General features: G+C 57.8%; 6 protein-coding genes. 3 read left to right on the forward strand and 3 right to left on the reverse strand.

Annotation, left to right across the window (positions count from 1 at the left end; genetic code table 11):
• The first annotated feature begins 244 nt into the window (after positions 1–244).
• The 3 genes from KW839_RS15965 (at position 245) to KW839_RS15975 (ending at position 9491) form a co-directional block, all read left to right on the forward strand.
• Positions 245–703, forward strand: coding sequence for a transposase (locus KW839_RS15965; protein WP_060543172.1), 459 nt, complete (start codon positions 245–247; stop codon positions 701–703).
• Between the two features lie 478 nt (positions 704–1181).
• Positions 1182–4292 (forward strand): transglycosylase domain-containing protein, encoded by a 3111-nt coding sequence (locus KW839_RS15970; RefSeq protein WP_218424869.1) that lies wholly within the window; start codon positions 1182–1184, stop codon positions 4290–4292.
• A 150-nt stretch (positions 4293–4442) separates the two neighbouring features.
• Complete coding sequence (locus KW839_RS15975; protein ID WP_218424870.1) at positions 4443–9491, forward strand: NEL-type E3 ubiquitin ligase domain-containing protein; 5049 nt, start codon at positions 4443–4445, stop codon at positions 9489–9491.
• A gap of 58 nt (positions 9492–9549) precedes the next feature.
• Here KW839_RS15975 and KW839_RS15980 read toward each other — a convergent pair whose 3' ends face one another.
• The 3 genes from KW839_RS15980 to KW839_RS15990 form a co-directional block, all read right to left on the reverse strand.
• On the reverse strand, positions 9550–10839 hold the full coding sequence (locus KW839_RS15980; protein ID WP_256352680.1) for a hypothetical protein: 1290 nt from the start codon (positions 10837–10839) through the stop codon (positions 9550–9552).
• A gap of 170 nt (positions 10840–11009) precedes the next feature.
• On the reverse strand, positions 11010–12272 hold the full coding sequence (locus tag KW839_RS15985) for a hypothetical protein (protein ID WP_256352681.1): 1263 nt from the start codon (positions 12270–12272) through the stop codon (positions 11010–11012).
• A 27-nt stretch (positions 12273–12299) separates the two neighbouring features.
• A complete protein-coding gene (locus tag KW839_RS15990; protein ID WP_218424871.1) occupies positions 12300–12785 on the reverse strand; it encodes a CS1 type fimbrial major subunit in 486 nt (161 codons plus the stop codon).
• Between the last annotated feature and the right edge of the window lie 36 nt (positions 12786–12821).

A 12821-nucleotide genomic window follows, 5' to 3' on the forward strand; every position in this document is an offset into this window, starting at 1 on the left:
TACAGGGTGATTATTGAGGGCTGCTGCGCAGCCCAGCGGGGGCAAGCCCCCTCGCCACAAAAGCTCTCCTCGCCACAAAAGCCTGTCGCCACACGAGCCCCACTCCACGCGAGCCGCCACAACACCTGCTTTTGTGTTCAGTCCTTCACTGAAATCAGATTTTTCACTCAGTGTTTGTCGCGCCACTTCAGCCGGTGCGGGACTAGTTTGAAAGGGTAATTGATCACCTCAAAAGGAGGCATGGATGCCTGTAAAACCCAACTCCCACCGCTTGCGTCGGGGGCGGCACTCCGAAAGCGGTCGCGCCTATCTGGTCACAGCAGTTGTTTACAATCGCCAACCTGTCTTTGCCGATTGGCATCTGGGGAGGCTGCTGGTTACAGAATTGCGCCGAGCCCACGATTCGGGGTTAGTGAACTCAATCGCCTGGGTCGTCATGCCCGACCATTTTCATTGGCTTATGCAGCTGCAGGACTGTGATCTGGGGCACGTGATCGGAGCCGCCAAATCACGTTGCACCCGGAAAGTGAACAAAATGAGCGGCCGCCATGGCCCTCTCTGGCAAACCGGTTATCACGACAGGGCCATCCGCGATGGAGAGGATCTGCTTCCATTCGCCCGCTACATAGTCGCCAATCCCTTGAGGGCAGGCCTGGTGCAAAAGATCGGCGACTACCCGCTCTGGGATGCCTGCTGGCTATAGACATCGCAGCCCCTATTTGGCCAGGGCTTATGTCACAGGTGCTTGTGTGGCCAGGGGCTTTTGTGGCGAGGGGGCTTGCCTGTGGCGAGGGGGCTTGCCCCCGCTGGGCTGCGCAGCAGCCCTGAAAGCGGCGGATGCGGTTTATCTGACATTACAGGGTGATTATTGAGGGCTGCTGCGCAGCCCAGCGGGGGCAAGCCCCCTCGCCACAAAAGCTCCCTGTCCACAAAAGCCCCCTTGGCCACAAAAGCCCCCTGCCCACAAAAGCCCCTTGGCCACAAAAGCCCCTTGGCCACACAAGCACCTGCCACAAAACCCGTCTCGCCAGGCGTACCCTCCTCATCATCAGACAGCTTTTTGGTCGCAAATCCATGCTGGTCCGTGCATTATTTTACTGCTCACAATTTTTTCCCCATCGCCAACCACCGTCTAAGCTACAGACAAGTCCGATCAATCTGCGTGAATGGATCAGTCGACTATGGGCGCTTTGTGGCAAACCGATTCGAGTAAAACCGTGGTTCCGACTGAACGAGTGGATGAAGCGCCATTACCTGAAAAACCCCGTCGCTCCCGGCACGGGTGGGGGGCGTTCTGGCTGTTGTTATTGATCATCGCGATTGCCGTGGGGCTGGCGGCTGCCAGGGAGATGCGCACTTCGAAGTTCCAGGCCCAGGAAGTCAGCAAATATGCCGCATCCCTGAGTTATGAAATGCAACCGGGCCCCAGCGACTCCATTCGCTACCCCGGAGACGGTCCGTTCGACCGGCGTCTGGGCTACAGCTCGCTGGATGAATTCCTGCCACGCCTGATCAAGCGCGATTTCGTCGTTGAAGCGCAAACGCGTTTTTCCCCATCCCTGATGAGTTACAGCGGCAAAGGCCTGTTCGTGCCCTATGCCGAGAAAATCCAGGCCGGGTTGTCGATCACCGATTGCCGCGCGGCACCGCTGTACCAGTACAAGTATCCGCAACAACTCTATTCGAGCTTTACCGCCATCCCTCCGGTAGTGGTCAACAGCCTGCTGTTTATCGAGAACCGCTTCCTGCTCGACCCCAAACAGCCGCAGGCCAACCCTGCCGTGGACTGGCCACGCTTCGGCATGGCCGCCTGGTCCCAGGTCGCCAAGTTGCTGCACGTGCCCGGCCAGTCTGCCGGTGGCAGCACCCTGGCCACCCAACTGGAAAAATACCGGCACTCGCCCGATGGCTTGACGGTCAGCGGCGCGGAGAAAATCCGCCAGATGATCTCCGCCACCGTACGCGCCTATCAGGCCGGGCCGCAAACCCTCGAAGCGCGGCAGAACGTCGTGCGCGATTACCTCAACAGCGTGCCATTGTCGGCGGTACCGGGGCACGGTGAAGTGCACGGTATGGCCGAAGGTTTGCGCGTGTGGTACGGCTCCGATTTCAACCAGGCCAACGAGGCGCTGGCCAGTACCGCGACCGATCCGAAAACCATGGCGGACAAAGGCCTGGCCCTGCGCGAGGTGCTGTCATTGATGATCGCCCAGCGCCGCCCTTCCCATTACCTGACCAAGGGCCACGATGAACTGGCCGACCTCACCAACAGTCACATTCGCCTGCTGGCGCAGAATGGCGTGATCGATGCGCAGTTCGCCGCCGCTGCCCTGGCCAGCAAGGTGGTTTACCGCGACTGGGCGACCCAGCCGACCATTCAACCGATCGAGACCAACAAGGGCATCAGCGTTGCGCGAAGTCGCCTGGCCGGCATGCTCAACCGACCGTTATACGACCTCGACCGTCTCGATCTCTCCGCCACCAGCACCCTGCAGGGTGAATTGCAAACCCAGACCACCGAATACCTCAAACACCTTGCCGACCCGGCCTTTGCCACGCAGATCGGCTTGATGGGCGAACGCTTGCTCACACCAACCACCACCACCCAGGTGCGCTACAGCTTCACCCTGTTCGAACTGACCCCGGACGGCTCGCGCGTACGGGTGCAAACCGACAGCACCGACCAACCGTTCGACATCAACGAAGGCAGCAAACTGGAGCTGGGCTCCACCGCAAAAATGCGCGTGATGACCACCTACCTGCAAATCATCGCCGAACTGCACGACAAATATTCAGGAATGGCCATTGCTGATTTGAAGAAGGTCGAAGTACCGGTTCAGGACCGCCTGAGTCGCTGGGTCGTCGACTACATGATCGAGAACAAGGACCGCAGCCTGCCGACCCTGCTCGGCGCTGCCCTGGACCGCAAGTACTCTGCCAGCCCCGGCGAAGCGTTCTTCACCGGTGGCGGCCTGCACACGTTCAATAACTTTCGCAAGGAAGACAACGCCCGCATTCCCACCCTGCGCGACGCCCTGCGTGAATCGATCAACCTGCCGTTCATTCGCCTGATGCGCGACCTGGTGCGCTACACCACCTATTCGGGCCCCAACAACAGCGCCGAACTGCTCAAGGACGATCGCGACCCCAGGCGCCAGGAATACCTGGCCTCGTTCGCTGACCGCGAAGGCACTTCGTTTCTGCTGAAGTTCTGGAAAAAGTACAAAAACAAGGACACCCAGGCGCGGCTCGACACGTTCCTCGACGCCATGCGTCCGACCCCGATCCGCCTGGCCGCGGTGCATCGCTACCTGTTGCCACAGGCCACCCAGGAAAGTTTCAACGGCTTCGTACGCTCGCACCTCAAGGGTGCCAAGCTCACCGAAAAACTCACCGATGAGCGCCTTCAACGGCTCTATCAATCCTACAGCCCCGGCGCTTACGATCTGCCGGATCAGGGCTTCATCGCCAAGGTTCACCCCCTGGACCTGTGGCTGATGGGTTATCTGCTGCACCACCCAGAGGCTGAGTGGAGCGAAATCGTCAAGGCCAGCCACTTCGAACGCCAGGAAGTTTACAGCTGGCTGTTCAAAAGCCGGCACAAAGGCGCCCGCGACAGCCGCATCCGCACCATGCTGGAGATCGAAGCATTCCTCGACATCCATCAGCGCTGGCAAAATGTCGGCTATCCGTTCGACCACCTGGTGCCCTCGCTGGCCACCGCCATCGGCAGCTCCGGCGACCGCCCTGCCGCCCTGGCCGAACTGATCGGGACCATCCTCAACGACGGCAAACGCATGCCGACCCTGCGTATCGACAGCCTGCATTTCGCCGCCGACACACCGTACGAAACCAAAATGATCAACGACCCGCAGGTCGGCAAACGCGTGATGCCGTCCGAAGTGGCGAAGGCAATGCGCGATGCTCTTTCGCAGGTGGTGGATGCCGGTACGGCCAAGCGCGTGGCCGGCAGTTTCAAACTGCCCGACGGCACGCCTTTGGCCATGGGCGGCAAGACCGGCACCGGCGACAACCGCATCGAAGCCATCGGTTCCGGCGGACGAATCCTCAGTTCCAAATCGCTCAACCGTACGGCCACGTTTGTGTTCTACATCGGCGACAACCATTTCGGCACGCTGACCGCCTTTGTTCCAGGGCGCTCCGCCGAAAGCTTCACCTTTACCTCAGCGCTGCCGGTGCAAGTGCTCAAGGGCATGGCGCCGATTCTGACGCCGTACCTGCAGCCGAACAGCCACACCGGATGCCAGCCGACCCAGGTGGCGCGCCAATGAGCATCCGTGGCGGTATATACGTATTTTTCTGATGCTGTTTTTCAATCCTTTGGCCGCACAAGCGGCCATTAAAGCGCTGGAATTCAAGCTTTTATTCCGCGCCTGAGGAGATAGGCTGATCATTCTTATCGAGACTCAAGGATGATCACGATGTCTGCATTACTTCCCGCCCAACCCACTGATCTGGATAAAGGCAAACACTACGACCTCATCAAAACCCGGATCAGCGACTGCTTCCAGACGGCGCCGCCGCACAGAACCGAAGTCCTGACCCGACTCAAACTGAAATTCGAAAAATGGCACACCCGCGACGCCCAATTGCGAGAAGCCAACAAGCAGGCCTGGATCACACAAAGCATCGTGGATCAGTTTTTCACGAGCGTGCAGGACGTCTACGCATTTGCCGCCCCCCTTCTGCAGGCCAGGCTCCTGGAAAAATATGGCGTCGAGGATGACGTGCGAACCACCTTCCTGCGCTTGTACATCGCGAGGAACAGCGACTGGTGGGTCATCGATACATCCGGCGGCGTCACCACCCGAACCGTTTCACTGCTCGATGCCGCGCTGCATAACTTCGCCGCCGGTGAAACCTTCGAAGACGATTGCGCGTTCATCACTGAGCCTGACGCCAACGGGCAGTTCGAGATCAAATCGATCAAAAACAAGATGAGCATCCAGCAGTTCCAGGATTTGTGCCGGGAACTGGACATCGGCAGCCAATACAGTAAGCATCTGCAAGACAAATTGAAGTCACCCCTCATCATTGTTCGGGAACCGCTCAAAGCAGCACTCATCGCCTGCGAAAAGGCCGCGCTGACCGCCGCTGCCGCCCTCGCGCTGATCAAGGGCGACATCAACCAGGATGCGCACCGGGTCGTCACACAAATGCTGGCGGGAACAGAAAAAACGGTGCGCAACGGCAAGGTCATCGGGCATGGCGCCCTGGGCTTGTTGGAAACGACGCTGACCGGCATCGTGGTTTTCGGCACGGCCGACAGGCTGCTTCCCGACCTCTACCCGATCATCGTGTACGTCCCCAATGACCCCGATCACCCGTTGAAGGAATACAAATCATCAGCTCACTTCGTCACTGAACTGAGCACTCAGCTGCGTGAAAACAGGGTGTCTGCCTCTTCACAGATGAGCTACCGCCAGTTTTTCAGTCAGTTCGTCGACCATAACCTGCGTGGGCATTTCTTCGCGAAAGTCGAAGAGCACCTCAACACCCTGACCTGGCATAAAAAGGATCCGCTGGACCAACGCCCGACCTGGCGTGAAACGCCGGTCAAACAACCCGACCTGCAATACCGGCGGATTTCACGCACCGGCGACCTCGCCGAGCAACTGTATCTACGCAAAATCGACAAAGTGCTCAGGGACGCCCGTGACATTGCCGTGTCCACCGCCGATGCCGACAGCGAGGCGCGCAAAGCGTGGTGGGACAACTTTCTGAAGATCGTATCGGATCTGTTCAACGCCGCGCTGATGGTTGTCACACCGTTGGTGCCGGTCATCGGCGAACTCATGCTGGCCTACACGGCTTATCAAGTGAGCACCGAAGTCATCGACGGGGTGGTCGATCTGGCCGAGGGGCATTGGGTGGAGGCCACCGAACACCTGATCGGCGTATTGAACGAGGCGGCCCAGATGGCTGCCATCGGTGCCGGCGCCTTCATCGGCCAAGTCCTGGTGGCAAAAGCGTCTGCGTTCGTCGACGGTATGCTCCCCGTCACATCAGGTACGGGCACGACACGCCTGTGGAACCCCGACCTCGCGCCCTACGAGCGACTGAACAGCGATCTGCCGGTGGCTGCAAAACCTGATGCCAACGGCCTGTACACTCACGAAGGCAAACAGATTCTGCAGGTGGCGGAGAAGCAATACGAGGTGGGGAAAGATTCCGTAACCGGCAAACAGTACCTGCGGCATCCCAAACGCGGTGATGCTTACCAGCCCCGCGTTGACCTGAACGGTGCAGGGGCTTATGTGCTCGAAACCGAACAGCCGCGCACCTGGGACAACGCCACCTTGCTGCGCCGGATCGGTCCGTCCGTGGAGAATCTGAGCGACGCGCAGCTCGAAACCGCCCGCCAGATCAGCGCAACGGACCCTGGCGAGTTGCGTGCAATGTACGTCGAAAACCAGCATCCGCCCGTCTTGCTGACCGATACGATCGCCCGCCTGGATGTCGATCAGGACATTCAAACGTTCATCGATCAAATGAACAGTGACGACCCGGTTGTTTATGGCAAGGCCGATTCCGTCACCCAAATGCAGGTCCTCACCGCCCATGGCATGTGGCCCGAAAAAGCCTCGATGCGCATCATCGACCGCGAGTCCAAAACCATCTGGGAGTACACCGGCACCCAAGCTGGCACAGGCAAGCGGCTGGTTGTTCAGATTCAGGAGAGGCAGTTACTCAACGGCGAACTGCTGAAAACCGTCATGGCAACCCTCGATGAAAATGGCACGTCGATCATTCTCGACCTTCCGGCCGACTCACTCCCGGCCTCCCTCGAGGTGCGAACCGGCGCACTGCGCAAACGGATCGCCAGTGTGGCGCAAAGCGATCGAACGAAATTGTTCAACGAGGATTACGCCAGCCGCGAACACGCCACAGAAAAAATGACGCAGCTGGTCAGGGACAAGTATCCCGACATTCCTCAACAAGGCATCAAAAATTTGCTGGCCCAGGCTTCCCAGGGCGAATTGCAGATCATCACCGACCAAGGGCGCCTGCCTTTGCGCCTCAAGCGCAGGGCCTATGAACTGCAACTGGAAACCCGGACCGCCCGCGGCTCTGAGGGCTTTTACCGTGACTCACTGATCAACGCCGATACCGAACGCCTGACGCTCGGTGCCTTGCGAGTGCACAGCGACTCGCTGAGCGAACTGCGCATTGAAATCCGTGACGACAGCTTCGACGGCACGCTGCGCAACAGCGCCGGGGCAGAGGATGCCGCGACGGTGCGCATTCTGGTCAGGAACAAGGACAACCGCTACGAGGTACACGACAGCACCGGCACGAAACTGCACGAGGCCACCGACCTGTTTCAAGCCCTTTTGCAGGCGTTGCCCGAGGACAAACGCCGGGCGTTGGGCTACAACACCGGCGAAGCCAACCTGTTCAAGCAATGGGTCATGGTGAAAACCGAAACTGCCAGCGAACGACGCACGCTGCTTGATCAAAGACAACCGTCGCCGCTTGCCAAGCGCGAGGACCTCCTGCTGTTACGCGGCCCCTCGCTGTCAAAGAAAAGCGTCACATTGCAGGAACGCGTGAGGGATCTCTATCCCGATTTCAACGATAGGGAGGTTCAGACCTTCGTCCAGTCACTCAACGCCAGGGGCGATGCAATCGAGTCCCTCAAACGTTTGAAAACGGAACTGAATGATCTGCGCGAGCAGCTAGAAATCTGGCAGTCGCCCCACACAGACTCTCCATCCCGTCGCCAGAAGTTCAGCCGCGAGGGTGGCGAGCACATCAAGAACCAACTGATCAAATGCTTCGAACGCAAAAGCACAGCTTTCGGCAGGCGCAGTTTGCATCCAGAGGGCGGCTACACACTGGATCTCTCGACAGACCCGGGGTTCTCGAAAGATCTCGAGTTGTGGTGGAAAAAACTGCCAAATTTGCGCCCATATTTCGAACAGATCACCACGCTGAATCTGGATGATGCCACGTTTGGCGCAGAATCCAGCGGACTGCTGAAGGACTTCCCGAACGTGCGCCATTTGAGCGCCCGACAGTGCAAATTGACCCAGCTACCGCAAGGCATCGGCAGGATGCCTTTGCTCGAAACCCTGCGCCTTACCGGCAACAAAATTCGACTTGCTGCCGCTGACGTCGAGCGCCTCGCCAACCTGCCCCGTCTGGAAACCTTGCGCCTGGACGCAAACCCGCTGGGAGCCTCGGTGAATGTCGCACGCATGCCACGATTGAAAGTGCTGAGCCTGAACAATACGGGCAGTACCGGCTGGCCTGAGGGCCTCTTCAGTTTGCGGCGGCCCAGGAGCTTTTTCCTGGACATGCTGGATAACCCCATAACTCGGATTCCAACGGTGCAGCCGGGTTCGGAGCAAGCGTTCATCATCGCTCGAACCCGCATCTTTACCGAAAACATCTCTGACGAGCTACGCGCCACTTTTCGAGATTATCGAAAGTCGGTAGGCATCAATCCGGACTTCTACACCTCCGCTCGAATCGAAGCTGAGTTGACCAAGTGGAAAGTCCCCAAAGATATAGACCATGCAACAGGCCATGCAGGTCTTGGTGCCTACCGGGTAGAAGCCTGGCACGATCTGGCCGGCGAGGAAAACTCCAGCGGGTTCTTCTCGGTCATCGAGGGCCTTGTGACCTCGGCGGACTATCTGGCAGACGGTGAGCCGCGCCAGCAGCTTACCGACAGGGTCTGGCGCATGGTCGACGCCGCTTACCTCGACGACACAGTGCGCGACGAGATGTTCGAGATGGCCCTGTTCCCCACCAATTGCGCGGATGCCGGTGCCCAGCTGTTCAACAACATGGGGATCAAAGTACTTGTCTCGGAGGCGTACTCATACTCGACCTCGGCCGAAGAGCTGCAGACTGCCCTGGTCAAAGTGGCAAAAGGCGCTGCCCGCCTGGGCGAGGTGAGCGAAATCGCGCGAGAGGATATCAAGTCGCGCGGCGGCGACCCTGATGAAGTGGAAGTGCACCTGGCCTATGAAACCGGGCTTGCCCCGCGTCTGGATCTGCCTTGGCAATCCTACAAGATGCGTTACCGGGAAATCGCCGGGGTCAGCGATGAGATGATTGACCAGGCCTACGACAAAATCATCAATGACGAACGGGCTGATGGCCTGGTGAACTTGATGCTGGACCAGCCGTTCTGGACCGATTACCTGAAGGAGACCTTTGCGCACCAGCTCAATCAAAATACCAAGGCGTTCCAACTGAAAGTGGGCCTGCTCGAAGATCTGCGTGAAGCACAGCAGGCATGGGCAGACGCGCGCAACTTGCCCGAAGCGGAGCAAGCACCGCTGAAGGCCAATTTGATCAAGCTCGCCGGTCAATGGCCGGTACCCGAAGATACGGTCCTCACCGGTAACCCGATGACCGATGAGACTTATGCAACGCTGACCCTCGAAATGGCGGATGAAGAGAAGGCCCTGAGCAGAACCTTGACCCGTCAAGCGCTGGCAAGAGTCGGGGCGTAACCACCCGCGACCCCGTCATCGTCCTGAAACTGGATACCTTGCCTTCAGGACGGTGACCTCACACCTCCGAATCCCAGATTACCGTGGCGGTGCCGGAATATTGGCTACCGCCATGTTTGAGCATCTCCTTGGTATCGTCCCCGACCACCTCGAAATGCAAGGTGCCGGGTTTGCGATCGACATAGAAACCCGGTTGAAACAACTCGGTGCCCGTACCGCTCAGCACCAATGGCTGGCGGTTGACGGGTGAGCTGTCAGCGCGGGTCAAGCCGTTGGGTAAACTCACGCTGATCTGCATGGGCACCTGATGATTGTCGGCATTACGCAGACCGCAGGTGTCGCCCATTTCCTTCCCGCACTCCAGCTTCATCTTGAAACGTGACGAGGCCGAGATGTTGAAGGTCTGGTCGCGAAACAGCCGTGTCGGCTGGCGACTGTTATTCAACCACGCTTGCCAGCCGCCCTGTGGTACCAGTTCTACCCGATTACCTCCTGGTGGAATGTCGACTTTGAGGGTGTGTTCAACGCTCAGGGTGAAATCGAGTTGAAGAACTCCGTCCGAGGGTACAACGATGTCCCCCAAGTCGAAGTCGCCACCAGGGCCTACCGAATATACCTGCGTTCCTTCGTATATCCCCGTGGACATTTGCAGTGGATTTGGCGTGCGTAGTTCGTAGGTGAAGTCCAGATACCGGTAGCCAAGACCAGGGATCTGAAACCTGGCTTGCTTGGCACACACCGCTTCTTCAGGCGTCAGCCAAAAAAATTCAAAGCCTCTAGCACCGTAGTAGCTTTCCCTGCCTATGCTTCTACAAGGAGGCGACACGCTACTCCAACGACTTCCCCACAACAGCGAATGACCTGCTGTAACAGTCGCACTGCCCGTGAGGGCCCTCACATCGTCGCTTACGTCGTAAACACCGCCCATCCCGGCAATGCGAACTTCCAGCGCCACCTCTTCGCCGGTGTTACGTTCCCTCACGGTCAGGACGCGCCAAGCCGCTGGCGTCTTTAACATCGCACCCTTTCGCACATCTGAATGGTTCGGCTCGATGGGGCCATTCAAAGTAGAACTATTGAACATTCTCAGGCTGAAAATACCGTGCGTCTCACAGATGGCTGGATAGTTATTGCAAAACCCTTGATTGCGCGTCGTATTCCTGAATTCGTTCCTCAGCGGGTTGCTTGGATCAGGGCTGAAAGTGGCAGTGATCTGTTTGACCGCTGCCCCGGCCTGCAACGAAGAAATGCTAAGGCAGACACCGATGAAAATCGTTCTTGCCGTGCGCCGCCATGGGACCATTAATAAATGGACCGTTAATAAATTCATCATTTTTTTGGCGCTCATAAATTGTGTGGCATTTATTAGCCGATTCTCGGCACGGCATCGGTGAATTGGGCCAGGATTGACGGGCTGCAACACAAACCCCCAATTATCAGCACTGCGCGCATGGGCGTCGACTGAAGGTTTTCATTGTCCTGAAGCTCGTTGAGCGACAGGCAAAAACGTGCGCCTGGTTAAACTTCCGAATCCCAAATCACCGTCACATTTCCGGAATATTTTTTTGATTGCCCGGGATCGAGCATCCACTCCACGTCGCGGGGATCAACTTCGAAATGCAGCGTTCCCGGTTTTCGCTCCACGTAAAAAGACGGCTGGAACAATTCAGTACCGCTGCCATCCCGGAACAACGGGCGGCGTTCAACAGGCTCATTACTCGCGTCACTTAAACCGCGTGGCAGGCTGACGCTCACATTCAGTTGGACTCTCTCGACACCCGAGGCCCCACCTAACGCGCAGTTGTTGCCATGGTTGTAATCACATTCCAGCCTCATCTTGAAGCGCGAGCTGGCCGAGATATTGAATGTCTGATCACGGAATAATCGCTCAGGCTTACGGCCCTTGTTCACCCAGGCTTGCCAGCCACCCGGGGGAACCAACTCAACGCGATTGCCACCCGGCGGAACTTCAACCTTGAGTTCATGCTGAACTTCCAGGGTGAAATTCAGCATCAAGAGATTGTCCTTGGGCAGTACCAGATCGCCAAAGTCGAAGTCTCCGCTCGGCCCCATCGTGTACGGAATGCTTCCTCGATAAGTGCCTGTACTCATTCCCAGAGGATTCGGGGTACGCAGCTCATAAGCGAACTCAATGTAGCGATAGAGAAACTTCGGAATAGCGAACTTGGCCTGAGTGAAGCAAGCGCCGGCATTTTCCGGAACAAGCCACATAAAGTTGACGAAGTAATCCGTCCCGGTAATAAAACCGGAGCCTATACAGGGTGAAGGCGCATTACTCCAACGACCGATACTCCACAAGGCGCTATCACCAATGCCGCCTGTCAAATCCGTCGCGTTGGCATACAGATCATGTCGACCGCCAATACCGGCAATACGTACTTCGACAATTTCGGGTTTACTGCCAGGGGTGTCAGACACAACCGAAATCTGCCGCCACTCAGACGGTACTTTTAGATAGGCACCGAGGCGCGGATTCTTATGATTGGCTTCTACCGGCCCGCCAGTCGTCTGCTCATAAGGCACGCCCTGAACAATCAGGCTGAACATGTTTCTCGGCTTGCACAGCACCACAAAATGATGGCAAAACTGACTGTTGGGTGTCGTGTTGACGAAGCGGTTTTGCATCGGGTTGGCAGGGTCGGGCTTGAAAACTGCGGTAATCTCAGTCGAAGCCGCTCCCGCCGACAAAGAACCGCACAACCCTAACGCGGCGAGTGACAACCCGGTCAGGCGTTTTGCGATCGAGTTCCAAATACTCATGCTATTGATTCCATCTGAATTACAGTCTCAAGGCGCCAGCGCTTCGAAAATCATGTGCACGCTGCCGTAGTAACTGCCCGGTTTGTAACCCTCCGGCACTTCAGCTGCTGCCACTTCCAGGCCCACACGCTTGCCGAGTCGACCATCGAGTTCGGACACCACTTCATCGGCATCCACGGTGAGGCGCTTGCTGTTGAACGTCACGACCAGGGGAATGTTGTCGCTGTCCCGGCCGTTGCTCAGATACGGCTCGTCACTGAGCCGGGCGGCAATACCGCCGTTGGTATTTTTCACGTCGAAGTTCTTGCGCAACGGGGTCAAGCGGCCCGACACCGGGTTGAAGGGCAGTACCTGCTCCTGATGAATCCAGTCAGGTTCCGACGGGATTACGTAGAACTCCGCCGAGGGGATGGTCACCGACACCTCGAAGGTTTCCCGTTCGGTTATTGCATTCACGGTGCCGCTGAGCGACAGCAGCGCCAGCGATAGGGTTACGAGAGTTGCCTTGAACATTTTTGTCACCTGACACAGTCAATAAGGGCACTTGCG

The sequence above is a fragment of the Pseudomonas sp. PDM31 genome (assembly GCF_019218965.1).
Taxonomy (GTDB): Bacteria; Pseudomonadota; Gammaproteobacteria; order Pseudomonadales; family Pseudomonadaceae; genus Aquipseudomonas.